Annotated in this window: 25 protein-coding genes; 11 read left to right on the top strand and 14 right to left on the bottom strand. The window is 57.1% G+C overall.

The genetic code is table 11. The annotated features are described in order from the left end of the window. Positions 1 to 18 precede the first annotated feature (18 nt). The 7 genes from ACLH1U_RS12025 to allA all read right to left on the bottom strand — a co-directional run bounded on the left by ACLH1U_RS12025 (position 19) and on the right by allA (position 7,912). Positions 19 to 1,473, bottom strand: a complete 1,455-nt coding sequence (locus ACLH1U_RS12025) for an allantoin transporter (RefSeq protein ID WP_072420826.1) — start codon at positions 1,471 to 1,473, stop codon at positions 19 to 21. A gap of 77 nt (positions 1,474 to 1,550) precedes the next feature. Next, positions 1,551 to 2,807 carry an MFS transporter gene (locus tag ACLH1U_RS12020; protein WP_110211625.1) on the bottom strand — a complete coding sequence of 419 codons (1,257 nt, stop codon included), beginning with the start codon at positions 2,805 to 2,807 and terminating at the stop codon, positions 1,551 to 1,553. Positions 2,808 to 2,861: 54 nt separating this feature from the next. Continuing rightward, positions 2,862 to 3,740 (bottom strand): 2-hydroxy-3-oxopropionate reductase, encoded by an 879-nt coding sequence (gene glxR / locus ACLH1U_RS12015; RefSeq protein ID WP_048334220.1) that lies wholly within the window; start codon positions 3,738 to 3,740, stop codon positions 2,862 to 2,864. A gap of 119 nt (positions 3,741 to 3,859) precedes the next feature. Next, entirely contained in the window at positions 3,860 to 4,636 is a 777-nt protein-coding gene (hyi, locus tag ACLH1U_RS12010) for a hydroxypyruvate isomerase (RefSeq protein WP_050533065.1), read from the bottom strand. 13 nt (positions 4,637 to 4,649) lie between these two features. Then, positions 4,650 to 6,431, bottom strand: coding sequence for a glyoxylate carboligase (gene gcl / locus ACLH1U_RS12005; RefSeq protein WP_263083560.1), 1,782 nt, complete (start codon positions 6,429 to 6,431; stop codon positions 4,650 to 4,652). An 88-nt stretch (positions 6,432 to 6,519) separates the two neighbouring features. Then, positions 6,520 to 7,338, bottom strand: a complete 819-nt coding sequence (gene allR, locus ACLH1U_RS12000; protein ID WP_048334214.1) for an HTH-type transcriptional repressor AllR — start codon at positions 7,336 to 7,338, stop codon at positions 6,520 to 6,522. Between the two features lie 91 nt (positions 7,339 to 7,429). Next, the gene (gene allA / locus ACLH1U_RS11995; protein ID WP_048334213.1) at positions 7,430 to 7,912 is read right to left on the bottom strand and encodes an ureidoglycolate lyase; all 483 of its coding nucleotides are present in this window, start codon (positions 7,910 to 7,912) and stop codon (positions 7,430 to 7,432) included. Positions 7,913 to 8,120: 208 nt separating this feature from the next. On the opposite strand from allA, the gene allS reads away from it, so the two are divergent. After that, positions 8,121 to 9,044 carry an HTH-type transcriptional activator AllS gene (gene allS, locus ACLH1U_RS11990; protein ID WP_048334211.1) on the top strand — a complete coding sequence of 308 codons (924 nt, stop codon included), beginning with the start codon at positions 8,121 to 8,123 and terminating at the stop codon, positions 9,042 to 9,044. Between the two features lie 87 nt (positions 9,045 to 9,131). Beyond that, positions 9,132 to 10,211 carry a tRNA 2-selenouridine(34) synthase MnmH gene (gene mnmH, locus ACLH1U_RS11985; RefSeq protein WP_072420896.1) on the top strand — a complete coding sequence of 360 codons (1,080 nt, stop codon included), beginning with the start codon at positions 9,132 to 9,134 and terminating at the stop codon, positions 10,209 to 10,211. Positions 10,212 to 10,328: 117 nt separating this feature from the next. On the opposite strand, the gene ACLH1U_RS11980 is transcribed toward mnmH, so the two are convergent. Further along, positions 10,329 to 11,474 carry a porin gene (locus ACLH1U_RS11980; RefSeq protein WP_236947551.1) on the bottom strand — a complete coding sequence of 382 codons (1,146 nt, stop codon included), beginning with the start codon at positions 11,472 to 11,474 and terminating at the stop codon, positions 10,329 to 10,331. 91 nt (positions 11,475 to 11,565) lie between these two features. On the opposite strand from ACLH1U_RS11980, the gene ACLH1U_RS11975 reads away from it, so the two are divergent. Next, complete coding sequence (locus tag ACLH1U_RS11975) at positions 11,566 to 11,679, top strand: hypothetical protein (RefSeq protein ID WP_032428640.1); 114 nt, start codon at positions 11,566 to 11,568, stop codon at positions 11,677 to 11,679. Here the strand turns inward: ACLH1U_RS11975 and ybbP are convergent. Both ybbP and ybbA read right to left on the bottom strand, forming a co-directional pair. Next, the gene (ybbP, locus tag ACLH1U_RS11970; protein WP_411299259.1) at positions 11,656 to 14,070 is read right to left on the bottom strand and encodes a putative ABC transporter permease subunit YbbP; all 2,415 of its coding nucleotides are present in this window, start codon (positions 14,068 to 14,070) and stop codon (positions 11,656 to 11,658) included. The two genes, ACLH1U_RS11975 and ybbP, sit on opposite strands and share 24 nt — an antisense overlap. Further along, the gene (gene ybbA, locus ACLH1U_RS11965; protein ID WP_411299258.1) at positions 14,067 to 14,753 is read right to left on the bottom strand and encodes a putative ABC transporter ATP-binding protein YbbA; all 687 of its coding nucleotides are present in this window, start codon (positions 14,751 to 14,753) and stop codon (positions 14,067 to 14,069) included. Before ybbA ends, ybbP begins: the two co-directional genes overlap by 4 nt. Here ybbA and tesA point away from each other — a divergent pair. From tesA to ACLH1U_RS11950, 3 genes are read left to right on the top strand one after another with little or no spacing between them, the layout of a single operon-like run. Then, positions 14,724 to 15,347 carry a multifunctional acyl-CoA thioesterase I/protease I/lysophospholipase L1 gene (gene tesA / locus ACLH1U_RS11960; RefSeq protein WP_050533146.1) on the top strand — a complete coding sequence of 208 codons (624 nt, stop codon included), beginning with the start codon at positions 14,724 to 14,726 and terminating at the stop codon, positions 15,345 to 15,347. The genes ybbA and tesA overlap by 30 nt on opposite strands. Next, positions 15,337 to 16,146, top strand: coding sequence for an SDR family oxidoreductase (locus tag ACLH1U_RS11955; RefSeq protein ID WP_072096484.1), 810 nt, complete (start codon positions 15,337 to 15,339; stop codon positions 16,144 to 16,146). The genes tesA and ACLH1U_RS11955 overlap by 11 nt, the downstream gene beginning before the upstream one ends. A gap of 58 nt (positions 16,147 to 16,204) precedes the next feature. Continuing rightward, positions 16,205 to 17,059 carry a co-chaperone YbbN gene (locus tag ACLH1U_RS11950; protein WP_023288662.1) on the top strand — a complete coding sequence of 285 codons (855 nt, stop codon included), beginning with the start codon at positions 16,205 to 16,207 and terminating at the stop codon, positions 17,057 to 17,059. Positions 17,060 to 17,166: 107 nt separating this feature from the next. On the opposite strand, the gene fetB is transcribed toward ACLH1U_RS11950, so the two are convergent. Together fetB and fetA are read right to left on the bottom strand one after the other, a co-directional pair. Continuing rightward, a complete protein-coding gene (gene fetB, locus ACLH1U_RS11945; protein WP_004204721.1) occupies positions 17,167 to 17,949 on the bottom strand; it encodes an iron efflux ABC transporter permease subunit FetB in 783 nt (260 codons plus the stop codon). Beyond that, positions 17,936 to 18,613 carry an iron efflux ABC transporter ATP-binding subunit FetA gene (gene fetA / locus ACLH1U_RS11940; protein ID WP_023288661.1) on the bottom strand — a complete coding sequence of 226 codons (678 nt, stop codon included), beginning with the start codon at positions 18,611 to 18,613 and terminating at the stop codon, positions 17,936 to 17,938. The genes fetB and fetA overlap by 14 nt, the downstream gene beginning before the upstream one ends. A 140-nt stretch (positions 18,614 to 18,753) precedes the next feature. On the opposite strand from fetA, the gene ACLH1U_RS11935 reads away from it, so the two are divergent. Both ACLH1U_RS11935 and ACLH1U_RS11930 read left to right on the top strand, forming a co-directional pair. After that, positions 18,754 to 19,671 (top strand): SPFH domain-containing protein, encoded by a 918-nt coding sequence (locus tag ACLH1U_RS11935; protein ID WP_004204723.1) that lies wholly within the window; start codon positions 18,754 to 18,756, stop codon positions 19,669 to 19,671. Beyond that, complete coding sequence (locus ACLH1U_RS11930; protein ID WP_032454207.1) at positions 19,668 to 20,126, top strand: NfeD family protein; 459 nt, start codon at positions 19,668 to 19,670, stop codon at positions 20,124 to 20,126. Before ACLH1U_RS11935 ends, ACLH1U_RS11930 begins: the two co-directional genes overlap by 4 nt. Here the strand turns inward: ACLH1U_RS11930 and cueR are convergent. Further along, positions 20,123 to 20,533 (bottom strand): Cu(I)-responsive transcriptional regulator, encoded by a 411-nt coding sequence (gene cueR / locus ACLH1U_RS11925; RefSeq protein WP_004204725.1) that lies wholly within the window; start codon positions 20,531 to 20,533, stop codon positions 20,123 to 20,125. The genes ACLH1U_RS11930 and cueR overlap by 4 nt on opposite strands. A gap of 106 nt (positions 20,534 to 20,639) precedes the next feature. On the opposite strand from cueR, the gene copA reads away from it, so the two are divergent. The 3 genes from copA (at position 20,640) to ybaK (ending at position 24,747) form a co-directional block, all read left to right on the top strand. Then, positions 20,640 to 23,141, top strand: a complete 2,502-nt coding sequence (copA, locus tag ACLH1U_RS11920; protein WP_032454213.1) for a copper-exporting P-type ATPase CopA — start codon at positions 20,640 to 20,642, stop codon at positions 23,139 to 23,141. 130 nt (positions 23,142 to 23,271) lie between these two features. Then, the gene (locus ACLH1U_RS11915; protein ID WP_023288658.1) at positions 23,272 to 24,066 is read left to right on the top strand and encodes a TraB/GumN family protein; all 795 of its coding nucleotides are present in this window, start codon (positions 23,272 to 23,274) and stop codon (positions 24,064 to 24,066) included. A 201-nt stretch (positions 24,067 to 24,267) separates the two neighbouring features. Then, on the top strand, positions 24,268 to 24,747 hold the full coding sequence (ybaK, locus tag ACLH1U_RS11910) for a Cys-tRNA(Pro)/Cys-tRNA(Cys) deacylase YbaK (protein ID WP_411299257.1): 480 nt from the start codon (positions 24,268 to 24,270) through the stop codon (positions 24,745 to 24,747). A gap of 89 nt (positions 24,748 to 24,836) precedes the next feature. Here ybaK and ushA read toward each other — a convergent pair whose 3' ends face one another. After that, entirely contained in the window at positions 24,837 to 26,489 is a 1,653-nt protein-coding gene (ushA, locus tag ACLH1U_RS11905; protein ID WP_032454206.1) for a bifunctional UDP-sugar hydrolase/5'-nucleotidase UshA, read from the bottom strand. Between the last annotated feature and the right edge of the window lie 218 nt (positions 26,490 to 26,707).

Below are 26,707 nucleotides of genomic sequence, written 5' to 3'. Positions count from 1 at the left end.
TTCCTGGTTAAAATTAAATTAACTAACAGTATTTGGCCGCGTCAGATTATTGGGTTGCGCCCGTTTCTTCAGCAAAGCGTATGCGACAAAAGCGACAATAACACCGACAAACCATGACACGCGGGAGAACGGTTCGAGCAGCGGGATAAATTTTCCGCCGAGCGATAAAATAACCGCCACAATCGTTACCAGGAATGCGGTAACGTTAAATCCATTATCGAAATATTTATAATCTCCTGCCGCAGTGTAAAGTTCATCAAGATTAATTTGCCCACGCATGACGATAAAATAGTGCGCCATCATTACGCCAATAACCGGACCCAGCATGCCGCCGATAATATCGAGAAAAAGATAAATACTGTCCTGATTTTCCATTAATTTCCAGGGGCAGATCAGCAGGCTAATAATACTGGCGATGAGCACGCCGTTTTTATAGGTCAGTTTCGTGGGAGCAATCGCCGCAATTTGATAACCCGCAGGAATAATATTACCGGTGGCGTTGGTGGAGATCGTGGTCATTAATATCACCAGCACCGCAAAGAACGAGGCAAACAGGCTGTCCCATTTCTGCACAATATCCAGTACGTTCCAGGTATCCATACCGTAATGGATACTGGCGCCGGCGATAATACAGACGCCGGCGACCGCAAACAGAATATAGGCCACCACGAGTCCAAGCGTCTGACCAATAGCCTGCTCGCGAAACGAACGCGCGTTCTGGGTGAAATCCGAGGCGCTGACTGCCGGAGCGGCCCAGACGGCCACCACCGCATTGATCACCACCAGGAACAAGAAACCGGTATGTTCCGCTTTTGCCACCCCGGTCGGCAGGTAGTCGAGGATCGGGCCGAATCCTACCAGCGAAATGGCCCAGATAGCCATCCCGCCGAAGACGATATAGATGCAGGGGTTGAGGATTGCGGTAAATTTATTCAGCACTTTTCCGCCGCCAAAGCCAATCCCGACGTTAATCAACCAGAACACCAGAAAGGCGATCAACCCCGGCAACGACAACCCCAGCAGCTTAAAATCACCGCCAAGCGTCAGAAACGCAGGCCATAATTTGCCTAATAAGATCAAAAATGCCAACGATCCGGCGTAGCATTGCAAGCCAAACCACATAATCGCTGCGATACCGCCTCTGAGCAGTCCGGGTAATAATGCACCGCGTACTCCATATGAGGCTCTTAATATCATCGCGAAGGGTACGCCATACTTACTTCCGGCTGCACCATTAAACACCATAACCAGGGCAATTATAAAGGCACTTAATATTATCGCCATCATAATGCTAAAGGTGGAAAGACCAAGGATAAAAAAACCACCAACCATCACATAATTTGGTACGTTGTGTACAGAACCCATCCACAACGTGAAATAGTTGAATGTTTTCCAGTTACGCTGTGTGTCTGATTTCGGCAATAGATCATCACTATAGCCCCTGGCTTTGTACAGGTCTTGAGTTTGTTCCATAATTCCCTCTTAATACGCATCGGATTACGTTTGTAGGTTTAGCTATGTGGAACAACAATATTTATTATTTATTTTTATTATACGGTGATGGTCTTTGACGGTATTTTATTCTTGCGCAAGGTGATCAGGGCAAAAAGTATCGTCCCGGTAACAACCAGTCCAGCAGACATCACAAAACTAATTTCTTTCGATCCGGTCAGGTCGGAAATAAAACCGGTGAGCGTCGGTGCAACTACTGCAGAACTCATACCAAAGAAATTAAATAAGCTGAAGGCGCGGCCTAACGTTTTCGCTGACGCCTGCTCGGAGACGAACGAGATAAGAATCGGATCAACGGCCATTTTGCCCAGCAACCCGTACAGTACCAGGCTAATCATCAGCATGGTGGTATTCGGCGACAGAACGGTAAACATCAACATGGCCGCCGCGACTATCTCCAGCCCGAGAATAACTTTGACTTTACTGTCGCGGAATTTATCCGAGAGATGGCTAAAGAACAGCGCGCCCGGGACCCCGACCACCGCCACCAGCGCGGAAGCAAAACCAATCGCCCCACCGTCAAACCCGCGTTCGGTCTGAAGATAAGAGGGTAGCCAGGTCACAATCAGATAGTAGCCGTAGCAGGTGCAGAAATAGAGGAAATACACGCTGCACAGTAATGGCGAGAATAGCGGCGCCGATTTCTCTTCTGCAACCGGCGCTGATGCCGCTGCACTCGTTTTATTTTCCGCTGCAGCGGGTGCTTTCAGTTTGCGGCGAATCACCAGGGTAAACACGCAGAGCATCACCACCAGGATCGCGGCGACGATAAACAAGACATTTTGCCACGCCATATGCATGCTTTTGACCAGAATGCTTGAGCCAATCAGGCCAATCCCCATGCCGATGGCGGAGCCGCTGTTGATGATGGCGTTCGCCAGCGCCCGGCGTTCCTGCGGCACATTGGCCGAGGAGAGCGAATAGGCGGAGCTAAAAAACGACGCGCAACCAGCGCCGGCCAGCAGCGAGCCGATATAAATCAACGTCAGATTTCCGGCATTAGCGATACTCAGGGTACCGATAATAAATAGCGAAAAACCGCACATCAGCATAATTTTCTGGCCCAGTTTATCCACCAGAATGCCGCAGGGGATCTGCATGCCGCAGTAGGCCAAAAAATAGAAGCTGGCAATCGCGCCAATTTCAGCATTACTGACGTTACCTAATGACGCCTGAATCTCCGGATAAATCGGCGTTAATACGGTACGATAGATCCAAATTGCCACCCAGCCCAGACTCATTACCACGACTATTTTTTTCCAATAGTCGACACCTTTGTTATTGATCGTATCCATAAAGTCACCTGTGAGGTTCAAATAAAGCTGCCGGTTTCGGCAGCTTTACGCTTATTACGCTATTTGATGATTTGCCATTAATTCCAGAGCCTGAATCAGAGACGAATGATCTAACTCGCTACCTCCATTGGCGGCACAAGTATTAAACAGTTCCTGACAGGTAGCAGTATTCGGCAGATTAAGCGCCAGGGCTTTAGCGCTCTGCAGAGCCAGATTGAGATCCTTCTGGTGCAGAGAAATTTTAAAGCCTGGATTAAAGGTACGGTTGAGCATTCTTTCACCGTGCACTTCCAGAATACGAGAGGAAGCGAAACCGCCCATCAAAGCCTGACGAACGCGAGCAGGGTCCGCCCCAGCTTTAGAGGCAAAAACCAGCGCTTCGGACACCGCTTCAATATTCAGCGCGACGATAATTTGATTGGCGACTTTACATGTCTGACCGTCGCCGTTCCCGCCGACGAGGGTGATATTTTTACCCAAAATATCAAACAGCGGTTTCACGCGGGCAAAGATGTTTTCATCGCCGCCAACCATAATGGAGAGCGTGCCTTCACGTGCGCCAATTTCACCGCCCGAGACCGGCGCATCAAGGTAATCGGCGCCGAGATCCCGCACCTGCTGCGCAAAACGTTTCGTTTCTATCGGCGAGATAGAGCTCATATCCACGATAATTTTGCCCTTCAGCGCCGCTTTAGCACAACCATGTTCGCCAAACAGCACTTCGGCAACCTGCGGGGTATCGGGTACCATGATAAAAATAATGTCTGACTGCTCCGCCACCTGTTCTGCGCAGGCCAGATGTTGTGCCCCGTGCTTGAGCAATTCGTCAGCAACAGGCCCAATGGTAGTAACGTGCAGTGCGTGGCCTGCCCTGGCAAGTCGGAGCGCCATCGGGGTGCCCATAATACCCAGACCAATAAATCCCAGTTTCATAAGTTTCCTCTCAGAATTTCTGTTTCGATTTACCCGGGCAATAGTTATCCCTTCCTGTTGTCAGGAAATAAAACCCCTGCGTCTGGAATAATAAATACTGCCCAACGATAAATTAAAAATTAGCGGTAACGATTAAACCATGTTAGTCCCGCTTCGGTGGTGGTCAATGGTTTATATTCACAACCTACCCAACCGTCATAGTTTGATTTATCGATGAAATTAAAAAGATATTCATAATTAATTTCACCGGTCCCGGGCTCACCTCGATTCGGATTGTCCGCGATCTGTAAATGGCCAATACGATTAGCGTAAGTTTGCATCGTATGGGTTAATTCCCCCTCCATTCGCTGCATATGGTAAATATCGTACTGGATTTTCAGATTATCATTACCCACTTCATCAATCAGCGCTAACGCCTGATGCGTGGTATTCAGATAAAAGCCCGGCATATCGAAGTAATTGATCGGCTCAATTAGCAGCAGAATACCTTCCTGGGCCAGCGCGGCGGCGGCAAAACGTAAATTCGCCACCAGCGTTGAGCGAATATGTTCTTCGCGATAGCCCACCGGAGTTTTGCCGACCAGGCAGTTAATTTTACAATTGCCCAGCGCTTTGGCGTAGCGGATTGCGGCATCGACACCTTCGCGAAACTCCGCTTCGCGGCCTGGAATACAGGCGATGCCGCGTTCCCCTGCCGCCCAGTCGCCAGCGGGTAAATTATGTAAAGTATGCTCCAGCTGGTTGTCTCTCAGCTTTTGCTTTAATACCTCGGGCGCATAGTCATACGGAAACATAAATTCAACAGCACGAAAACCACAGGCCGCCGCTTTCTCAAAGCGCTCCAGAAAATCATATTCCTGAAATAACATGGAAAGATTAGCAGAAAAGCGCAACATAGGTTCACCTCATTTATTCATATTTCATAAAGCAGATTTCGGTTGGCGCATCGATGGCGCTATCGGCAACATCTTCAAATTCCATCACGTTATCCAGCTCGCTACCCATGGAGATATTGGTGACCCGCTCAAGGATCACTTCCACAACAACCGGCACGCGATAGGCTTTCATCCAGGCTTTGGCCTGCTCAAACGCGGGGGCAATATCCTCAGGCTTGAAGACGCGAATCGCTTTACAACCGAGTCCCTCCGCGACCTTCACATGATCGACGCCGTAGCCGTTTACTTCGCTAGAGTTAATATTTTCAAACGCCAGCTGAACGCAGTAATCCATGTCAAAGGCGCGTTGCGACTGACGGATCAAGCCGAGATAGGCGTTGTTTACCAGAACATGGATATACGGAATATTGAACTGGGCGCCTACCGCCAGCTCTTCAATCAGAAACTGGAAGTCAAAATCACCGGAAATCGCGACCACGTTGCGCTCAGGATCGGCAGCGCAAACGCCCAGCGCAGCGGGAAGCGTCCAGCCCAGCGGTCCCGCCTGGCCGCAGTTGATCCAGTGGCGGTCTTTGAACACGTGCAGCATCTGGGCGGCGGCGATTTGCGACAGGCCGATGGTGGTGACATAGCATACGTCCCGGCCAAACGCTTTGTTCATCTCTTCATAGACGCGCTGCGGTTTAACCGGCACGTTATCAAAGTGGGTTTTACGCAGCAGCGTACGCTTGCGCGCCTGGCACTCGCTAACCCAGCTCTCGCGGCGCGGCAGGCGCCCTTCTTTTTGCATCTGCTGCGCAATCTCTACCAGCTGAATTAACGCCGCTTTGGCATCGGAGACAATGCCTAAATCCGGGCACAGCACACGGCCAATTTGCGTCGGTTCAATGTCGATATGAATAATTTTGCGGCCTGCGGTGTACTTCTCAACCGAGCCGGTATGACGATTCGCAAAGCGGTTGCCAATCCCGAATACCAGATCTGAGGCCAACAGCGTGGCGTTACCGTAGCGATGCGCGGTTTGTAAGCCGACCATTCCGGCCATCAGTTCGTGGTCATCCGGGATACAGCCCCAGCCCATCAGGGTTGGGATCACCGGGACATGGGTGATTTCCGCAAATTGTTGCAGCAGCGCAGCGGCATCGGCGTTAATCACCCCGCCACCGGCAACAATCACCGGGCGTTCAGCCTGAGCTAACAGCGTCAGTGCCTTTTCGATTTGCGGACGCGTGGCGACCGGTTTATAAGCCGGAAGCGGCGAGTAAAGCTCAGGATCGAATTCGATTTCTGCCACCTGGACATCATAAGGCAGATCGATGAGCACTGGTCCCGGCCTGCCGGATCGCATCAGATGGAAAGCCTGCTGTAGCACGCCCGGAACCAGCGCCGCCTCACGCACAGTCACCGCCATCTTGGTGACCGGTTTAGCAATGGATTCAATATCCACCGCCTGAAAATCCTCTTTATGCAGGCGCGCACGCGGTGCCTGGCCGGTGATGCACAGAATGGGAATCGAGTCCGCGGAGGCAGAATACAGCGCGGTGATCATATCCGTACCGGCCGGACCGGAGGTCCCCAGACAAACCCCGATATTACCGGCGGTCGCACGAGTATAGCCTTCAGCCATATGAGACGCGCCTTCAACATGGCGGGCAAGAATATGACGGATCCCGCCGTGCTTACGCATCGCAGAATAGAATGGGTTAATTGCCGCGCCAGGCACGCCAAATGCAGTGTTAACCCCTTCTTTTTCGAGAACATACATTGCCGCGTCAACGGCTCTCATTTTTGCCATTTTTTACTACCTCACTATATTGGAAAATTTTTCCAAATTTAAACATAACCAAAAAAGTCCCGCTCAAGTGAGCGGGTTGGATCGGCGATCAGTCGGCCTGGGGTTTAAGGCCCAGCGCGGTACTGATATTCCTTGCCGTCTCCCTTACCAGCTCGCCCTGACTGACAAAACGGTCCGGGGTTAACCTGGACGCAGGTCCGGAAATCGAAATGGCCGCTACCACGGAGCCCACATCATCGTAAACCGCTGAAGCAATACAGTTTAATCCTGTAACATGCTCCTCCTGGTCAATGCTGTAGCCGCAGGCTCGCGCCTCATCCAGATTTCGCTGCAGGACCGGTAAATCCACAATCGTCGTCGGCGTAAACCGCTGCAGGCCAGTCTTCACAATCACATCCACCAGCTCTTCCGCAGACAGCGGATACAACAGCGCTTTCCCCGCGCCTGAAGCATGCAGCGGGAGTCGACTGCCGAGCGGCGCGCACATTCGCACCATCGACTTGCACTCCTGCTGGCCAATCAGCACCGCTTCGTTGCCGTTGCGAATCGCCACGTTGACTGTCTCCCCCGACATCAGCATCAGCCGCCGCATAAAAGGTCCGCCGACGGATAAAACATCCCGGTTATGGATGTACGCCGAGCCGATATTGAATGCGCCAAGCCCGATGTGCCACCAGCCTAGCTGCGCGTCCTGATAGACAAAATCCGCGCCTTCCAGCACTTTTAGCAGGCGAAAGGTGGTCGATAACGGTAAGTCCAGATTCAGGGAAATATCGCTAACCGACGAGCTGCCGCCGCTCTTCTCAAGGTATTGCAATATCGCGATCCCTCTCTCCAGCGCCTGTGCGCCTTTTTGCGCGGAAGGCTCCTGCTGGCCAGGCCTTCCACGCCTTCTCACTTCTGTCATACCTCGATTATCTCCGGCTCAAAACCTGAGCATAAATAGTGTGTAAGCGCCCACATGTTATGCAAGATAATCGACAGCGTCACGTGCAACCTCACGCAAAGCTCAGCTCCACGGTCGGGATCTCCACGACATCGCAGTTATCTTTTCCACCGCGATCGACGGTTAAAAAATCGGTTTCGCTCTGCCAGGCAAACAGCGGATGGTGCCAGACATTGCGATGATAATTTACCCCCTGGCGGCCATTGGAGATAAACGCGCGCAGCGTGGTCATGTCCGGCTCATCGCCTCCTGCCGCAACCACCACGACAAAAGTCTCCCCCCGCATCGGCACAAATGCCTGGGTACCCAGCGGATGGCGCTCCAGTTCGGTGACAATAATCGGCAGCACGGCGGGTTGCGCACGATTAATGCTGATGAGCGTACGATCCTGCTGTAATGTCTCCACCATCGCCAGATCGTGAAAACGCTGTACTTTGCCATCATTGATGTGAAAAAAATCCTGTCCTTCCGTTTCGATAACATCCCCATACGGGCGGAATGCATCTCGCGTCAGGGGCAATACTTCAAGCTTCATGACCAGTTCCTTATTCATTAAAAACCGTTCCCCTTCCCAACGTCGAAGGGGGTAGAGAAGCTGCGCAATCCACAGCCATCTAAGCATGGCAACACTATAAGTTGGAATAATTTTCCAAAATCTGATTTAACCCACATTATTGAAAAGGTTATTGTGAAAAAATACTTAAAAATCATGGGTGAATTATTAAATAACGAGGAATGTGGCGATGCTCGATCCCGAAACATTACGCACCTTTGTCAGCGTCGCTGAGACCGGCAGCTTCTCAAGAGCAGCGGAAAAACTTTATAAAACAACCGCCACCATCAGCTATCGCATCAAATTACTGGAGGACAACACCGGTGTCGCACTCTTTTCCCGTACAACGCGCAGCGTATTGCTAACGCCGGCCGGGATGCACCTGCTGGCGCAAGCCAGAGAGTGGCTGGGGTGGATTGATAGTATGCCCGGCGAGCTTCAGCAGATAAATGACGGGGTAGAGCGTCAGGTCAATATTGTGGTGAATAACCTGATGTACGACCCGCAGGCCATTGCCCGGCTGCTGGCCTGGCTCACCCAGCGCTACCCTTTTACGCAATTTCATTTTTCACGACAAATCTATATGGGCGTCTGGGATACGCTACTGCATGACGACTTTTCGCTGGCCATCGGCGTGACCGGCACCGAACCGTTAGCGGAAAATATGGCGGTTTACCCACTGGGTGAGGTGACCTGGCTGTTCGTGATGTCGCCACATCACCCGCTAAGCCAGCAAACCGACCCGCTATCAGAGGCTCAATTGCGGCGCTATCCGGCAGTGAATATTGAGGACAGCGCCCGAAGGCTGACGAAGCGCGTCGCCTGGCGTCTGCCCGGGCAAAAAGAGATAGTGGTTCCCGATATCGAAACCAAAGTTGCCGCCCATCTCGCCGGCGTCGGCATCGGCTTTTTACCAGAACCGCTGTGCCTGCCGCTTATCGCTCAGGGCAAGCTAATCGCCCGACACATTCCGACCATGCGCCCTCCTTCGCCATTGAGTCTCGCCTGGCGTAAAGATCATCATGGTAAAGCGGTGCAGGACATCGCTTCATTGTTCAGCCATTCTGCACCGGAAATTGAGGGATTCCTGACGCTATTCAGCAATACACCGTGAAAAATCAATCCTCACAGGCGCTCACCGCGTACAATAGGAGAATTATCGCGTCGAGCGACGCGTCTGGATTGCCTAACGGTTTAAATGATGGAATCAGTACCAAAAAATATTCTGCAGATCCTTGCCAGCGATACGCCACTGATTGACGTGCGCGCCCCGGTGGAGTTTAGCCAAAGCGCGATGCCGGCGGCGATCAACCTGCCGCTGATGAATGATGAAGAACGCGCCGCGGTCGGCACCTGCTACAAGCGCCAGGGGCCGGAAGCGGCGCTGGCGCTCGGCCATAAGCTGGTCCAGGGCGACCTGCGCGCCAGCCGGATCCAGGCCTGGCTGGAAGCGTGCGCCCGTTACCCGCACGGTTTCCTGTGCTGCGCTCGCGGCGGCCAGCGCTCGCATATCGTCCAGCAGTGGCTGAAAGAAGCTGGTGTGGATTACCCCCTGATCGTCGGCGGCTATAAAGCGCTGCGCCAGGCGGCGATCCAGGCCACCGACGCGCTGGTACAGCGACCGATCGTGCTGATTGGCGGCTGCACCGGCAACGGCAAAACCCAGCTGGTCTGCTCGCGCCCGGACGGTATCGATCTGGAAGGCCATGCCCACCACCGCGGCTCTTCGTTTGGCCGCACGCTACAGCCGCAGCATCCGCAGGCCACCTTTGAAAACCATCTGGCGGTTAGCCTGCTCAAAAAAGCCGAACAGCAGACGCGCTGGGTGCTGGAAGATGAAGGCCACATGATCGGCGCCAACCATCTGCCGGAGTGCCTGCGCATCCGCATGGCGCAATCGCCGCTGGCGGTGGTGGAAGATCCGTTTGACGTTCGCCTCGAACGGCTGCGCGAGGAGTATTTCGATCGCATGTATCGCGACTTTATCGCCGCCTATGGCGAAGAGAAAGGCTGGCAGGCATATGGCGAGTATCTACATCACGGCCTGTTCGCCATCCGTCGTCGCCTGGGACTGCAGCGTTTTGCTCAGCTCACTGCCAGGCTTGATGAAGCGCTGCTTGAACAGCAGAGAACCGCCGACACCGAAGCGCACTTCAGCTGGCTGGTCCCCCTGCTGGAAGAATACTACGACCCGATGTATCGCTATCAGTTGGGGAAAAAAGCCGGGAAGATTATTTTTCGCGGCAACTGGCAGGAGGTCGCCGCCTGGCTGGCGGAGTAATCTCACCCTCTCTTGTCCCGGCTTGCGGCGTAAACGCCTTAGCCGGGCTACGGGTCCGCAGACGGCGGTGAACCTGTAGCCCCGGTAAGCGCAGCGTCACCGGGGAATGGTTACCGCTTAGAAGTCGTAACGCAGACGCACCAGGTTCATATCGCCCAGGTTGTCGGTGCTGGAGGTAAACACGTGCTCGTAGTCAACGCGGAAACCATAATCCAGCTGGAAGCTGATCCCCAGACCGTTATCAATACGCTGGTAGTTACGGCCGTTCACATATTCCAGACGGTCGCCCATAAAGTACGGCTGAATAGATTTAACGGCATATTGATTGATCGGGAATTTATAGCCCGCAAAATATTCAATCCCCCAGGCGTCGCCGGCGAAGTAATTATGGACATCGGTTTTTTTGGTAGTGAGGAAGTTCTGATACCAGCCGCCGCCGAAGGAGAAAGTCCAGTTATCCGGGGTCCAGCTCAGCGCGGTACCGACGATGTTCTGGTCATAGGTTTTGCTGTCGGAACTTGACGGGTTGCGCATTTCGGCGCGGGTGTAGTTCCACGCGGTCCCCCAGGTCAGATCCTTCATGATGTGGTAGTCCGCGCCAACAGAACCGCCGCCTTTACGTTTATAGCGCAGACCATTACCCGGCAGGTATTCGCTGTCTTCGAACAGATAGGAGCCGTAAAGATCGACATCGCCAACGGTTTTCTTATATTTCAGCATATTACGGGAACGATAAGAACCATCGTAATCGCCGTTAATACCGTTGCCCGGCGCCTGGGCAATCATATCGTAGTCCCAGATATCGGTTTTCACCCCGACCACATCATAGTAAATACTGTTTTGCTGACCGTAGGTTAACGTCCCCCAGGTATCGCTTTTCAGGCCGGTATACAGCATGCGGCGGGTGGTATTGTTTGCCCCTTCCGCGTAGTGATTATCCCAGTCGAACAGCGCCGGAATATTCACCCCCAGCTCGTAGTAGCTGATCCAGCTAATATCATCGAACAGATAGTAGTCCGCGGCGAAACGAAAGCGGGTGCCGCCGTCGAAACCGTTGCGCTTATAGGAGCCTTTATCCCCGTCGCCGGTCATCATATTGAACTGCGGGCGGATACTTCCGCCGACGGTAAAGTTAAGCCGGCTTAACGGATCCCCCGCCTGCGGATCCTGTTTTAGCAGGGTGATCTCCGCGTGGGCAGCCAATGACGTTAACGCTAATGCTGCGCCGATCGAGATCGCCAGCGTTTTTATTGTGTGTGCCATAGTTTTTCCTTGATTAATAAGCAACCTTATATTTTCCAGTTGAATATTAACCGCGAATCAGCACAGCGTGTTGCTGGGTTTTTAATGTTTCGTGCGCTTAAAAATCAATGGTTTATCAATTTGTGCGCTTAAAATAAAAGCGCCGCCAAAAACGGCGGCGCATCATCAACATGTAATATTCTTACTGGCTAAACTGACGGAATAGCGCTTTCCCTTTTAATAAACGCAGCCCCAGCCCGCCGCCGCACAGGGATAACAACACTGCTCCCGTCAGCGGCAGCATCACCCACAGCCGCCAGTCCGGCGCCCAGGGAAAATCAAAGACTTTGGTCTGCAGCATCGCCAGCGCCACTTCAGCGCCTATCGCCGCCACCAGGCCGGAGACCAGCCCCAACAGGGCAAACTCCGCCCACAGCGTGGCGCGCAGCAGCGATTTCCCTGCCCCCAGCGTGCGCCAGACCACCAGCTCCTGATGACGCTGACGCATACCGACCTGCACCTGCGCCAGCAACAGCAGCACGCCGCAGGCCGTCACCAGGCCCACCATCACCTCCAGCGCCCGGCTGACCTGGGAGAGCACCTGGCCGACCTGACGCAGGATAGCGCCAATATCCAGCAGACTGACGGTGGGAAACTCGCGGTTCAGCTGGGTCAACATCGCAGGACCGTTATCCCAGCGGAAGCTGGTGAGCCAGCTCTGCGGCTGCCCGTCCAGCGCCCCGGTGGGGAAAATAAAGAAGAAGTTTGGCCGCAGGCTCTCCCAGTCGACTTTGCGCACGCTGCTCACCTTCGCGCTGAACTCCTGCATATCGCCGGTAAAGATCACCGTATCGCCGATTGTCACTCCCAATCGCTGCGCCAGCCCCTCCTCAATCGATACCTCGCCCTGCTTCGGCGGCCAGCTGCCGGCCACCAGCGGATTATGATCCGGACGCTGTTCGCTCCAGGTGAGATTAAGCTCGCGATTCAGCGCTTCGTCTTTATTCCCGTCCGTGGACTCGCCGTTGATCTGCGTCAGACGAGCCCGGACGATCGGATAGAATTCCGCCGCCCGCGTCTGATGTTCGGCGAGGAAGGTCTTCACCGGCATTATCTGCTCAGGGGCGATATTGATCAGGAAGTAGTTCGGGCTCTCCGGGGGCAGCTGCTGCTGCCAGCGGTCGAGCAGATCGCCGCGCAGCACCAGCAGGAGCGCCAGCAGCATAAACGACAGGGAAAACGCCGCCAGCTGGCTGAGGGTCGACCACGGCTGGCGCAGCAGGCGATTCACCGCCAGACGCAGCGGCAAGGCTCTGAGCGTCAGGCGTTTGAGCAGCCATAGCAACCCCCAGCCCACCAGGCCGCACAGCAGCGCCAGCACCACCGCCCCGGCCAGCACTGACCACAGCAGCGGACTGCCGCCCATCAGCCACGCCAGCAGGCCCACCACCACGGCGCTGACCGTCGGGATCCAGATCTTCAGCGGCCAGACGCTGGCCACCACGTCCTGGCGCAGCACTCGCAGCGGCAGGGTCGCCAGCAGCAGCCGATACGGCCGCAGGCCCACCAGCAGGGAAATCACGCCGGTCGCGCCCACCGCCCACAGCCACGGCCAGCCGCTGGCCGGCGGGAGCGCGGCGGGCAGAACCGGTTTGAGCACCAGCAGCAGCAGGCGCTCCAGCGCCAGCCCCGCCACCCCGCCGGTTAACACCGACAGCGCCAGCAGCAGCAGCCACTGACCGACAATCAGCTTGCGCAGCTGCGCCCGTCCGGCGCCCAGCGTCTTGAGTATGGCGACCAGATCGTAGCGGCTGCGGCAGTAGTGGCCCATCGCCACGGCCACCGCCGCGACGGCCAGCAGCAGCGTCAACAGCGCGGATAACAACAGGAATTGCTGCGAGCGTTCGAGGGATTTGCCCAGTGCGCTGTCGTCCTGTTCAAGACCAATCCAGCGATGCTCCGGGCCGAGTTTCGGCAGCAGCCACTGCTCATAACGGGCCAGCTGTTCAGCGTCGCCGGCGAACTTATATCGCCATGCGACGCGACTGCCGGGCTGCACGGCGCCGGTCTTTGCCACGTCGGCCATATTCATCATCAGCCGCGGCGCCATCTGGAAGGGGTTAAACCCCGCATCCGGCTCCTGAATCACTTCCCCGGCAATGCGCAGCGTGGCGTCGCCAACGTCAATCGTATCGCCGGTTTTCAAGTTCAGCAGCGCCATCAGCCTTGGCGCCAGCAGGACGCTGCCCGCCCGGGGCTTCAGCCCCGGCGGCTGCGTCTCGAGAGTGCCATACAGCGGATAGCGGTCATCCACTGCCTTGACGTCCGCCAGCTGCGGCGTATCGCCCGCAAAGGTCATGGTGGCGAAGCTCAGCTGTTCGCCGACGCTCAGCCCTGACTTCCGCGCTTGCGCGATCCACTCAGCGGGCACCTCGCGCGAACTGCGCAGCGTCCGGTCGCCCGCCATAAACTCACGGCTTTGCTGGCTGAGGCCTTTCTCCATTCGATCGCTTATCGACCCCAGAGCCAGCACGCAGGCCACGGCGAGGCTTAACGCCAGCCAGACGATCAGCAGCGACGGCGAGCGCCATTCGCGCCAGAACCAGCGGGCGATCATGCTTCCTCCCACAGCTGGCCATCCACCAGGCGCAGACGGCGGTCGCAGCGCGCCGCCAGCAGCGGATCGTGAGTGACGAGGATCAGGGTGGTGCCGTGTTCGCGATTAAGCGAGAACAGCAGATCGGCAATTTTGTCCCCGGTCTGGCGATCGAGGTTGCCGGTGGGCTCATCGGCGAACAGAATGGCCGGACGCCCATTGAAGGCCCGGGCCAGCGCCACCCGCTGCTGTTCGCCGCCGGAGAGCTGCGCCGGCAGGTGGTGCAGGCGTTTGCCAAGCCCCAGCTGCTCAAGCAGCGCCCGGGCATCGCCCCGGCTCTGGCTATCGCTGGCGCCGCGCAGCAGCGCCGGCAGCTCGACGTTCTCCAGGGCGTTGAGCGTTGGGATCAGCATAAACGACTGAAATACAAAACCGACGTGCTGCGCCCGCAGCGCCGCCCGCGCCTCCTCATCCATTCGATGCAGCGGTTTGCCCAGCATCGATACTTCCCCGCTGCTGCCATCGTCCAGGCCGGCGAGGATCGCCAACAGGGTCGATTTACCGGAGCCCGACTCGCCGATCAGGGCGATGGTCTGCCGCGGTTTGACAACCAGCTCAACTCCGGTAAGGATGGTGAGCTGATGCTCCCCCTGACCGACGGACTTCTTAAGATGATGAACTTCAAGTATGTTTTCCGCTGGCATGTGCCTTTCCTGTTTTTGTTCCTGTTTACCTGCCGCGCGATGGCGGCGGACACACTGCTGATCCTCGGCGACAGCCTGAGCGCTGGCTATCGGATGGCGGCCAACGCCGCGTGGCCTGCGCTGCTCAATGAGAAGTGGCAGGCGAAAACGCCGGTGGTGAACGCCAGCATCAGCGGCGATACCTCCCAGCAGGGACTGGCCCGTCTGCCAGCGCTGCTTAAGCAGCATCAGCCGCGCTGGGTGCTGGTTGAGCTCGGCGGCAACGACGGGCTGCGCGGCTTTCCGCCGCAGCAGACCGAGCAGACGCTGCGCACCATCATTCAGACGATCAAAGCGGCCAACGCCGAACCGCTGCTGATGCAAATTCACCTGCCGGCGAACTATGGCCGCCGCTATAATGAAGCCTTCGGCGCGATTTACCCGGCCCTGGCCAAAGAGTTCGCTATTCCTCTCCTGCCCTTTTTTATGGAGGAGGTGTATCTGAAACCCCAGTGGATGCAGGACGACGGCATTCACCCGAATCGCGACGCGCAGCCGTTTATCGCCGACTGGATGGCGAACCGGCTGGCTCCCTTAGTTAATCATGACTCCTGAACGCCAGGGGTCGCTGACAGGTAAAGTTATGCAAAAAACGGTTTTAGTGACAGGCTGTTCCAGCGGAATTGGTCTGGAAAGCGCGCTGGATTTAACCCGCGAGGGCTTTCGCGTGCTGGCGGCCTGCCGCAAAGCGGAGGATGTGGCGCGGATGCAGGAGCTGGGGCTAACCGGTATTTTGCTCGATCTGGACGACCCGCAGAGCGTGGAGCGCGCGGCGGCGGAGGTGATTGCGCTGACCGATAATCGTCTCTACGGCTTGTTCAATAACGCCGGATACGGCGTCTATGGCCCGCTGAACACCATCAGCCGCCAGCAGATGGAACAGCAGTTTTCCGCCAACTTTTTTGGCGCCCATCAGCTCACCATGCTGCTGCTGCCGGCGATGACCCCGCACGGCGAAGGGCGCATCGTGATGACCTCCTCGGTGATGGGGCTTATCGCCAGCCCCGGCCGTGGGGCCTACGCCGCCAGCAAATATGCCCTTGAGGCATGGTCCGATGCGCTGCGCATGGAGCTGCGCCACAGCGGTATTCAGGTCAGCCTGATTGAACCGGGCCCGATCCGCACCCGCTTTACCGATAACGTCAACCAGACGCAAAGCGACAAGCCCGTTGAAAACCCGGGCATCGCCGCCCGTTTTACCCTCGGGCCGGAGGCGGTGGTGGAAAAAGTGCGCCACGCTTTTACCAGCGATAAGCCGAAGCTGCGCTACCCGGTCACCCTGGTCACCCACGCGGTGGCGCTGCTCAAACGCCTGCTGCCAGCCCGCGCGATGGACAAAATTATCCACGGCTGAGTTGAAGCGCGGAATGCCGCCCCCATGTAAAACAGAAATCGACTAACGAGAAATGCCCATGTCCGAACAGAATATTGTCAACATTAGCGAAGCGAACCTGCAGCAGACGCTACAGCAGTCTATGAACGTCCCGGTGCTGTTTTACTTCTGGTCTGCCCGCAGCCAGCACTGCGAACAGCTGACCCCGGTTCTTGAGCGTCTGGCCGCGCAATACAATGGCCAGTTTACGCTGGCGAAGGTCGATTGCGACGCTGAGCAGATGCTCGCTTCACAGTTTGGTCTGCGCGCCATCCCTACGGTTTATCTGTTCCAGAACGGCCAGCCGGTGGACGGTTTTGAAGGCCCGCAGCCGGAAGAAGCGATCCGCGCCCTGCTGGATAAAGTCCTGCCCCGCGAAGAGGAGCTGAAAGCTCAGCAGGCGCTGGCCCTGATGCAGGAAGAAAAATACGCCGATGCCCTGCCGCTGCTGAAGGAAGCCTGGCAGCTGTCGAATCAGGAGAGCCAGATTGGCCTGCTGCTGGCGGAAACGCTGATTGCCCTGCACCGTTCCGATGAAGCGGAAAGCGTGCTGAAAACCATCCCGCTGCAGGATCAGGATACCCACTATCAGGGTCTGGTGGCGCAGATTGAGCTGCTCAAACAGGCCGCCGACACGCCGGAAATCCAGCAGCTGCAGCAGCAGGTGGAACAGAATCCGGAGGATGCGCTGCTGGCCTCCCAGCTGGCGCTACAGCTGCATCAGGTCGGGCGTAACGAAGAAGCGCTGGCGCTGCTGTTCAGCCATCTGCAGAAGGATTTAGGCGCCGGCGACGGCCAGGCGCGCAAGATGCTGCAGGAGATCCTCGCCGCCCTCGGTACCGGCGATGCGCTGGCCGCCAAATACCGCCGTCAGCTCTATTCGCTGCTGTACTAATTCGTTGCCTGCCCCGGATAGCGCTGCGCTTATCCGGGCTATGCAAACGATGCGCAACGTAGCCTTAGCAACCCGGGTGAGGCGTGAACGCCGCAACCCGGGATCGTTCACGGGCGTTTTTTCAGCTGCGTCACCACCAGCTGATGGCGGGCGTTGAAGAACTTCCGGTAGGTCAGATAGCCGGCGATAATCGTCGACAGGCTGGCGGTCGACAGCAGCATAAAAGTTACCATGATCTGGTACTTAATCGCCTTCACCGGGTCAATACCGGCAAAAATTAGTCCCGACATCATCCCTGGCAAACTCACCAGGCCGACCGTTTTCGCTGAATCGACGGTGGGAATCAATGACGCGCGGATGCTGTCGCGGATCAGCCGCGCCGAGGCCATCTTCGGCGTCGCGCCGAGGCTGAGCTTCTCCTGAATCTGCTGCTGCTCGCTGCTGAAGCGCTGGCCCATATTGTTGTAGCACAGCCCCACCGCCACCATGGCGTTCCCGGCCACCATCCCGGCAATCGGGATCACCTGCATCGGCACGAAGGCTATCGAGCCGGAGAACACCAGCACCGCCAGCGTCAGCCCAGCGCCGGTGGTGATGGCGATAAATGACGAGACAAACGCCTTATCGATATATTTACTGCGCTTTTTGGCATTCCACGCCGCGTTAAAGCAGATAAACAGCACCATCAACAGCGTCAGAACCGCATGGTTGACGTTAAAGATATATTTCAGCACATAGCCGACGATAATCAGCTGCACGATCGCCCGGCAGATGCTCCAGAGAATATCTTTTTCCAGCGCCAGCTTTTCCCGATAGCTCACCAGAATAGCGATCAGCACCAGCACCATCGACAGCGCCAGCGATTCGTTCGTAATGTTATGCCCGTTCATGCTGTGCCTCCTGCATGTTTCCGCCGGCAGGTTGCAGCGTAATTACTTCATCGGCATGCGAAATTTCATTGCGATCGTGGGTGACCCATAGAACAGCGACCTGTTTTTCCGTCGCGTAGCCATGAATAATGTCATTCACATTCTGTTTATTACTGTCATCCAGCGCGCTGGTAATTTCGTCCAGCAGCAGCACGCGCGGCAGAAATTGTAAATTGCGAATCAGCGATACGCGCTGCTTTTCACCGCCCGACAGTTCGTTAATCGATTTTTCCAGCATATTTTCGCCAAGACCAAAGCGCTGCAGATCGGCCACCAGCGCCTGCGGATCCGGTTGTTTATTACGGATCTGCCACGGAAAAATCAGGTTATCGTAAACCGAATCCCCGAACAGCGCCGGCGTCTGCGCACAATAAGAGACCTGCTGGCGATACCTTTCCGGCGACAGCGTCGCGACATCGGCATCATCGAAAAACAGACGTCCGGAGGTCGGGCTGAGCAGCGAGGCGATAATTTTCAGCAAGGTGCTTTTCCCGCAGCCGGAAGGCCCGGTAATCAACTTGAATTCCCCGGGTCTGAGCTGAAGGTTGATATTATGTAAAATAACTGCGTCGTCGGTCTTAAATCCCACATCCTCGAGACGCAAAAGCGCGTTATTTTCCTTCATGAGTCTTCCTGATTATTTTCTGAAACACCGCTAGTTTACCCCACTTTCCTTTCTCCAGGATGAGGAGAAAGATATACTCAATTTAAACATGCGCTATTTCCTTGTAGCGCCCCACCAGGCAACAAGACAGGAGGTTTTTGATGCTGATTTTTATTCCTATCCTTATTTTCGTCGCGCTGGTCATTGTGGCCGCGGCGGTGAAAATCGTCCCGCAGGGCTACCAGTGGACGGTGGAGCGCTTCGGGCGTTTTACCCAGACGCTGCAGCCGGGATTAAGCTTAGTCGTGCCGTTTATGGACCGCATCGGCCGCAAAGTGAACATGATGGAGCAGGTGCTCGACATCCCGTCACAGGAGGTGATCTCCCGGGATAACGCCAACGTCACTATCGACGCCGTTTGCTTTATTCAGGTGGTTGACGCGCCGAAGGCCGCCTACGAGGTCAGCAATCTTGAGCAGGCGATCGTCAACCTGACGATGACCAACATCCGTACCGTGCTCGGCTCGATGGAGCTGGACGAAATGCTCTCCCAGCGCGACAGCATTAACACCCGCCTGCTGCATATCGTTGACGACGCCACCAACCCGTGGGGGGTGAAAATCACCCGCGTCGAAATTCGCGACGTTCGCCCACCGGCGGAACTTATCGCCTCGATGAACGCCCAGATGAAAGCCGAACGAACCAAGCGCGCTTATATTCTCGAGGCCGAAGGGGTGCGTCAGGCGGAAATACTGAAAGCGGAAGGGGAAAAGCAGTCGCAGATCCTCAAGGCGGAGGGCGAGCGGCAGTCCGCGTTCCTGCAGGCGGAGGCCCGCGAGCGTTCCGCTGAAGCGGAAGCCCGCGCCACCCAGATGGTCTCCTCGGCGATCGCCTCAGGCGATATTCAGGCGATCAACTACTTCGTGGCGCAGAAATACACCGATGCGCTGCAGCAGATTGGCGCCGCCAACAACAGTAAAGTGGTGCTGATGCCGCTGGACGCCAGCAGCCTGATGGGATCGATCGCCGGGATCAGCGAGCTGATCAAAGAAGGCGCTGGCGATCGGAAAAAATCATGATCGACCTGATCCTCGCCCACCCCCATCTGTTCTGGCTTAGCCTCGGCGGGCTGCTGCTGGCGGCCGAGATGCTGGGCGGCAGCGGATACCTGCTATGGAGCGGCGTCGCCGGCGTGGTGACCGGCGCCCTGACCTGGCTCCTGCCGCTGAGCTGGGAATGGCAAGGCACGCTGTTTGCCGTCCTCACTCTGCTGGCGGCGTGGCTGTGGTCGAAGTGGCTGCGCAAGCGCGTCAAACTGCAGCGTCCTGCCGATGCTCAACTCAACCAGCGCGGGCTACAGCTGATTGGCCGCCGTCTGACGCTGGATACCCCGCTGGTAAACGGCCGCGGCCACGTACGCGTGGGCGACAGCTCCTGGCCGGTGATGGCTGACGAGGACCTCGCCGCGGGCAGCAAGGTCGAAGTGGTCGCCGTGGAAGGGATTACGCTGCGGATCAGACCCGTTGTTCGTTAAGCCTGCGCCTTGCGATGACAACAGCCGGAAAGATTATCGATAATCGGGCACTCCGCGCTGTCGTCGCCGGGGCAGGATTCAGCCAGCGCCAGCAGGTGCGCGCGCATATTTTGCAGCTCGCGGATATGGTTCTCGATATCCGCCACTTTCTCCAGCGTGCGTTTTTTCACATCGGCGCTGTGCCGTGACGGGTCGTTGAATAGCGCCACCAGCTCGCGGCACTCTTCCAGATTAAACCCCACCTGCCGCGCCTGGCGCAGCAGCGTCAGCTCATCGAGATGCTGCTGACCGTAGGTGCGGTAGCCGTTTTCGCTCCGCAACGGCGGCGTCACCAGCCCCTTCTCTTCGTAAAAACGAATCGCTTTGCTGGTTAAGCCGGTTTTTTTCGCCACATCGCTGATATTCATTTTTTCTCCTTGACCTTCCCCTTGCTGGAAGGTTTAACCTTCTTAATACTCGATGAAAGAGTGGTTCTGGTCAATCGTTGACCGGAAAATTATTCAGGAGTTATTTATGTCTAACACTATCGACCTGACGCTGGATGGCCTCTCCTGTGGCCACTGCGTTAAACGCGTGAAAGAGAGTCTGGAGCAGCGTCCTGACGTTGAGCAAGCGGAAGTCACCCTCACTGAAGCCCATGTGACGGGCAGCGCCAGCGCACAAGCGCTGATTGAAACCGTTAAACAAGCCGGATACGGCGCGGAGCTCAGCCACCCAAAGGCTAAACCGCTGGCAGAATCATCAATCCCGTCGGAAGCACTGACAGCGGCCACTCCTGAGCTTCCGGCAGCCCATGACGAAGATGACAGTCAACAGCTGCTGATCAACGGCATGAGCTGCGCCAGCTGCGTCTCCCGGGTACAGAACGCGCTTGCCGCGGTGCCGGGCGTCTCACAGGCGCGGGTTAACCTGGCGGAACGCACGGCGCTGGTGATGGGCAGTGCGTCCGCCGCAGAATTAGTGCAGGCGGTGGAGAAAGCGGGCTACGGCGCGGAGGCGATCGAGGACGATCTGGAACGCCGCGAACGGCAGCAGGAAACCGCCATCGCCACCATGAAACGTTTTCGCTGGCAGGCGATTGTCGCCCTGCTGGTCGGCGTGCCTGTGATGGTTTGGGGCATGATCGGCGATAACATGATGGTCAGCGACGACAACCGTTCGCTGTGGCTGGTCATCGGCCTCGTCACCCTGGCGGTGATGGTCTTCGCCGGCGGCCACTTCTACCGCAGCGCGTGGAAAAGCCTGAAAAACGGCACCGCCACCATGGATACGCTGGTGGCGCTCGGTACCGGCGTCGCCTGGCTGTACTCGATGAGCGTCAACCTGTGGCCACAGTGGTTCCCGATGGAAGCCCGCCATCTGTATTACGAAGCCAGCGCAATGATTATCGGCCTGATTAACCTCGGCCATATGCTGGAGGCCCGCGCCCGCCAGCGCTCCTCAAAAGCGCTGGAAAAACTGCTCGACCTGACGCCGCCTTCGGCGCGGGTCGTTACGCCCGAGGGCGAGAAAGATCTGCCGCTCGCTGAAGTTCAGGCCGGCATGACGCTGCGCCTGACGACCGGCGACCGCGTCCCGGTCGACGGCGTGATAAGCCAGGGGGAAGCCTGGTTTGATGAAGCGATGCTCACCGGCGAACCGGTACCGCAGCAAAAAGGCGATGGCGACGCCATTCACGCCGGCACCGTAGTGCAGGACGGCAGCGTGCTGTTCACCGCCAGCGCCGTCGGCAGCCAGACCACGCTGGCACGTATTATCCGCATGGTGCGCCAGGCGCAGAGCAGCAAGCCGGAGATCGGCCAGCTGGCGGATAAAATCTCCGCGGTGTTTGTCCCGGCGGTGGTCGCCATTGCGCTGATTAGCGCTGCGATCTGGTACTTTTTCGGCCCGGCGCCGCAGATCGTCTATACCCTGGTGATCGCCACCACGGTACTGATTATCGCCTGTCCATGCGCCTTAGGCCTGGCGACGCCGATGTCGATTATCTCCGGCGTTGGCCGGGCGGCGGAGTACGGCGTACTGGTGCGCGACGCCGATGCTCTGCAGCGCGCCAGTGAACTCGACACCCTGGTGTTCGATAAAACCGGCACCCTGACCGAAGGCAAGCCGCAGGTGGTGGCGGTGAAAACTTTCGCTGGCGTTGATGAGATGACCGCGCTGCGTCTTGCCGCCGCGCTCGAGCAGGGTTCAAGCCATCCACTGGCGCGAGCGATCCTTGATAAAACCGGAGACAGCCCGTTGCCGGAAGTGAGCGGCTTCCGCACTCTGCGCGGCCTGGGCGTCAGCGGCGAAGCGGAAGGCCATCGCCTGCTGCTCGGTAACCAGGCGCTGCTCAACGAGCAACATATCGCCACCGGCGATATAGAAAGCGAGATGATGGCGCAGGCCTCGCGCGGGGCTACGCCGGTGCTGCTGGCGGTAGATGGTCAGGCGGCCGCGCTGTTCGCCATCCGTGACCCGCTACGCGAAGACAGCGTCGACGCTCTGGCGCGCCTGCATCGTCAGGGCTACCGCCTGGTGATGCTCACCGGGGATAACCCCACTACCGCGAATGCTATCGCCAAAGAAGCCGGCATTGATGAAGTGATTGCCGGCGTGCTGCCGGACGGTAAAGCCGACGCCATTAAGCGTCTGCAGAGCCAGGGGCACAAAGTGGCGATGGTGGGCGATGGGATTAACGACGCCCCGGCGCTGGCGCAGGCGGATGTCGGGATCGCCATGGGCGGCGGCAGCGATGTCGCCATTGAAACGGCGGCGATCACCCTGATGCGCCATAGTCTTCACGGCGTGGCCGATGCGCTGGCGATTTCGAAGGCGACCTTACGCAATATGAAGCAGAACCTGCTGGGGGCCTTTGTCTACAACTCGCTGGGCATCCCGATTGCCGCCGGGATCCTCTGGCCGCTGACCGGCACGTTGCTCAATCCGGTGGTCGCCGGCGCGGCGATGGCGCTGTCGTCGATTACCGTGGTGAGTAACGCTAACCGCCTGCTGCGCTTTAAACCAAAAGCGTAAGCGTTGTTGAGGAAAGCGGGCGCTGACAGGGTCGGCGCCCGCTTTTTTACCGGGACAAGAAAAGCCCGCCGGAAGGGTGACGTGTATCACCATATGCGCTAGCATGAATGCCTCACACTTCGGAGCGCGTATGGGCCTGTTAAACCGGATAAAAATGCTGTGGCGAGCCGCCGTCGGCTCGTCTTATTCCTGGCCTGCGATGGATATCGTCCTGCCCGGCGAACGCTATCTGCACCTCGTCGGCAGCATCCATATGGGCACCCGCGATATGGCGCCGCCGCCAGCGAAGCTGCTGAAAAAAATACGCCAGGCCGATGCGTTAATCGTTGAGGCCGATATCAGCGGCAATGAAACCCCGTTTAGCCATCTCCCCGCTTATCCGCCGCTGGCGGAGCGCCTGAGCGACGCGCAGCTGAGCGAGCTACAGACGCGAGCCGGTGAACTCGGCCTGTCGGTCGCGCTATTCGACAGCCAGCCGCTGTGGCAGGTGGCGATGGTTCTGCAGGCCACCCAGGCGCAGAAGCTGGGGCTGCGGCCGGATTACGGTATCGATTATCAGTTGCTGATGGCCGCCCGCGAGAGCAACATAGCGGTGATGGAGCTGGAAGGCGCCGACAGCCAGATCGCGCTGCTGCGCGACCTGCCCGATGGCGGAATGGCGCTGCTGGAGGATACGCTTACCCACTGGCGCACCAACGCCCGTTTACTGCAGGTCATGATCGGCTGGTGGCTGGAGCAACCGCCGTCGCGCGGCGCGGTATCGCTGCCGACGACCTTCAGCCAGTCTTTATATGATGTGCTGATGCACCAGCGCAATCTCGCCTGGCGCGAGACGCTGCTGGCCCTGCCGCCGGGCCGCTACGTGGTCGCCGTCGGCGCGCTGCATCTGTATGGCGAAGGGAATCTGCCGGATATGCTGACATAAAAAAATGGCCAATATTGCTATTGGCCCGTCAAAGAGGAATTTCATCATTATTATTATCCCGGGATTTGCATCCCGGATCGTCTGATTGTCGCTCAAAGTGACCATCACTGCCAACACTATTGCGCAAGATGGTACTATTTTTTAGACAACCTGCGGGCGTATTCTGACGTCACGCAAAACCGGTTGGTAAGAAGGATAGCTATGACTCCCGCCGTTAAATTACTCGAAAAAAACAAAATCCCCTTTCAGATCCACAGTTACGATCACGATCCCAATGCGACCAACTTCGGTGATGAAGTGGTGCGCAAGCTCGGCCTCAATGCCGACCAGGTTTACAAGACCCTGCTGGTCGCCGTAAATGGCGATATGAAGCATCTGGCGGTCGCCGTCACCCCGGTCGCCGGGCAGCTGGATTTGAAGAAAGTGGCGAAAGCGCTGGGCGCCAAGAAAGTCGACATGGCCGACCCGATGGTGGCGCAGCGTATCACCGGCTATCTGGTGGGCGGCATCAGTCCGCTGGGGCAGAAGAAGCGCCTGCCGACGGTGATTGACGCCCCGGCGCAGGAATTTGCCACCATTTACATTTCCGGCGGCAAACGCGGGCTGGATATTGAGCTGGCGGCCAGCGATCTGGCGCAGCTGCTGGATGCGAAGTTCGCCGATATCGCCCGCCGCGATTGATGACGCGCCTCGTGCCCGGTAAGCGCAGCGCCACCGGGAAAGCGCCCGGATAGCGACGCAGCGCGCTTTATCCGGGCTTCCCCTCAGGGTTACTGCCAGCTCACCTCGCCTTTCGGCTCATAGGCGGCGGCATCCAGCGGCGAGTTCTTCTCGATATACTCTTTCAGCACTTCGGCATCGATAAAGCCGGTATTCACATACCCGGGTTTATCGGCGATGTTCGGATAGCCATCGCCGCCGGTGGCGTTAAAGCTCAGCGTCGCCATCCGGTAGGTCTTCGCCGGATCCACCGGTTCGCCTTTGATTTTCAGATCGTTCAACTTGCCGTCTTTGGCCACAAAGCTGATGTTCGCAAACTGCGGATAGGCGCCGGAATCCGGCTTCATCTGCGCGACGGCGGTCAGGTAATCCACCACCTCTTTGCCGCTCATATCGACATAGGTCAGCACATTGCCGAACGGCTGGACCTTCATCACATCCTTGTAGGTGATATCGCCCGCCTCGATGGAGTCGCGGATCCCGCCGCCGCTCATCACCGCGAAATCCGCGTTACTGCGCGCCATCTGCGCCGCCAGCAGCAGGTGGCCCATATTGGTCTGTACGAAGCGCACTTTACTGCGATCGCCCTCCAGATGACCATTCACGCTGCCGATCTTGACCTGCAGTTGCGCCTTACCTTTGTTCTGGAACGGCGTTAGCAGCGACATCATCTGCGGGTTCTCCGCGATCTGCGGCGTATACAGCACCCGCTCGCTTTGGCCGTTATCGTATGTCACTTTTTTCTTCAGGTTGACCGGGATCAGCTGATAGTGCACCAGCTTCATCTCACCGTTGCGGAACTCAAAATCGGCGCGGCCGACGTATTTGCCCCACTCATGCGCCTGGACGATCCAGATACCGTTCTGACGATCCGGGGCGCACGGCGTCCCTGGCACATAGTCGACCTGTTTTTTATTTTCCGACGCCATGCACACCGGATCCTGCGAGTGACCGCCGACGATCATCGCCAGCGAGCCCGCGGGTAAACTGCGTGCCATCTCGACATCCCCCGGCGCGTTAGACCCGTGGTTGCCGTTGTCATAGTGGCCCATATGGGTGGTGGCCAGGATCACGTCCGGCTTTTCATTCTGCTGCAGCTCCTGGATCACCAGCTTCGCCTCTTCCGCCGGTTTGCGGAATTCGATATCGGTGAAATATTCCGGATTGCCAATCTTGGCCGTATCGTCAGTGGTTAAGCCAATTACCGCGATTTTTAACCCGCCGCGTTTAAACAGCGCCCAGGGTTTGAACAGCCGTTCGCCGGTGCTTTTCTGATAAATATTGGCCGACAGGAACGGGAACTTCGCCCACTTTTCCTGCTGGCGCAGCACGCTCAGCGGATTATCAAACTCATGGTTCCCCACCGCCATCGCGTCGTAGCCGATCAAGTTCATGCCGCGAAAATCGGGCTCTGCATCCTGTAAATCAGACTCCGGCACCCCGGTATTGATATCCCCGCCGGACAGCAGCAGAACGCTACCGCCTTCGGCCGCCACCTCTTTACGAATACCGTCCACCAGCGTTTTCTGCGCCGCCAGGCCATATTCGCCGTAGTCATTGCGCCAGAAATGGCCGTGGTGATCGTTGGTGTGCAGGATGGTAATTTTATAGGTTTTATCCTGCTCATAGGCCTGCGCGGACAGGCTGCCCAGCGATAAAGCGGCGAATAACGCCAGCGCCACGCTGTGTTTGAAATAATGCATGCTTCACTCCCTGACTTAATCCCAAGTGCCGAAAGTATAGCGAGTTAGCCGCGTTGACAAATATGTTTTCAGAATTGCGACTTCCTTCAAACCTTATCTGCAGGTATGTTAGTCGGATAATAATTCTACCCGTCATACTTCAAGTTGCATGTGCGTTGGCAATAACTCGGCCCATCCCTGGGCCTCGCCCTTACGGGCGCAGTGAACTGCGTTCAAAT

The sequence above is a fragment of the Klebsiella sp. 1SOBk5mer genome (assembly GCF_046603115.1).
Lineage (GTDB): Bacteria > Pseudomonadota > Gammaproteobacteria > Enterobacterales > Enterobacteriaceae > Klebsiella > Klebsiella quasipneumoniae.
Note: the sequence above shows the minus strand (reverse complement) of the source record. Positions and strands in the feature narration are given on the sequence as shown.

Bases quoted from the DNA above. Each gene is read 5' to 3' on its own strand.
- ACLH1U_RS12025 (WP_072420826.1), bottom strand. From the start codon at position 1,473: ATGGAACAAACTCAAGACCTGTACAAAGCCAGGGGCTATAGTGATGAT.
- ACLH1U_RS12020 (WP_110211625.1), bottom strand. From the start codon at position 2,807: ATGGATACGATCAATAACAAAGGTGTCGACTATTGGAAAAAAATAGTC.
- glxR (WP_048334220.1), bottom strand. From the start codon at position 3,740: ATGAAACTGGGATTTATTGGTCTGGGTATTATGGGCACCCCGATGGCG.
- hyi (WP_050533065.1), bottom strand. From the start codon at position 4,636: ATGTTGCGCTTTTCTGCTAATCTTTCCATGTTATTTCAGGAATATGAT.
- gcl (WP_263083560.1), bottom strand. From the start codon at position 6,431: ATGGCAAAAATGAGAGCCGTTGACGCGGCAATGTATGTTCTCGAAAAA.
- allR (WP_048334214.1), bottom strand. From the start codon at position 7,338: ATGACAGAAGTGAGAAGGCGTGGAAGGCCTGGCCAGCAGGAGCCTTCC.
- allA (WP_048334213.1), bottom strand. From the start codon at position 7,912: ATGAAGCTTGAAGTATTGCCCCTGACGCGAGATGCATTCCGCCCGTAT.
- allS (WP_048334211.1), top strand. From the start codon at position 8,121: ATGCTCGATCCCGAAACATTACGCACCTTTGTCAGCGTCGCTGAGACC.
- mnmH (WP_072420896.1), top strand. From the start codon at position 9,132: ATGGAATCAGTACCAAAAAATATTCTGCAGATCCTTGCCAGCGATACG.
- ACLH1U_RS11980 (WP_236947551.1), bottom strand. From the start codon at position 11,474: ATGGCACACACAATAAAAACGCTGGCGATCTCGATCGGCGCAGCATTA.
- ybbP (WP_411299259.1), bottom strand. From the start codon at position 14,070: ATGATCGCCCGCTGGTTCTGGCGCGAATGGCGCTCGCCGTCGCTGCTG.
- tesA (WP_050533146.1), top strand. From the start codon at position 14,724: ATGAACTTCAAGTATGTTTTCCGCTGGCATGTGCCTTTCCTGTTTTTG.
- ybbA (WP_411299258.1), bottom strand. From the start codon at position 14,753: ATGCCAGCGGAAAACATACTTGAAGTTCATCATCTTAAGAAGTCCGTC.
- ACLH1U_RS11955 (WP_072096484.1), top strand. From the start codon at position 15,337: ATGACTCCTGAACGCCAGGGGTCGCTGACAGGTAAAGTTATGCAAAAA.
- ACLH1U_RS11950 (WP_023288662.1), top strand. From the start codon at position 16,205: ATGTCCGAACAGAATATTGTCAACATTAGCGAAGCGAACCTGCAGCAG.
- fetB (WP_004204721.1), bottom strand. From the start codon at position 17,949: ATGAACGGGCATAACATTACGAACGAATCGCTGGCGCTGTCGATGGTG.
- fetA (WP_023288661.1), bottom strand. From the start codon at position 18,613: ATGAAGGAAAATAACGCGCTTTTGCGTCTCGAGGATGTGGGATTTAAG.
- ACLH1U_RS11935 (WP_004204723.1), top strand. From the start codon at position 18,754: ATGCTGATTTTTATTCCTATCCTTATTTTCGTCGCGCTGGTCATTGTG.
- ACLH1U_RS11930 (WP_032454207.1), top strand. From the start codon at position 19,668: ATGATCGACCTGATCCTCGCCCACCCCCATCTGTTCTGGCTTAGCCTC.
- cueR (WP_004204725.1), bottom strand. From the start codon at position 20,533: ATGAATATCAGCGATGTGGCGAAAAAAACCGGCTTAACCAGCAAAGCG.
- copA (WP_032454213.1), top strand. From the start codon at position 20,640: ATGTCTAACACTATCGACCTGACGCTGGATGGCCTCTCCTGTGGCCAC.
- ACLH1U_RS11915 (WP_023288658.1), top strand. From the start codon at position 23,272: ATGGGCCTGTTAAACCGGATAAAAATGCTGTGGCGAGCCGCCGTCGGC.
- ybaK (WP_411299257.1), top strand. From the start codon at position 24,268: ATGACTCCCGCCGTTAAATTACTCGAAAAAAACAAAATCCCCTTTCAG.
- ushA (WP_032454206.1), bottom strand. From the start codon at position 26,489: ATGCATTATTTCAAACACAGCGTGGCGCTGGCGTTATTCGCCGCTTTA.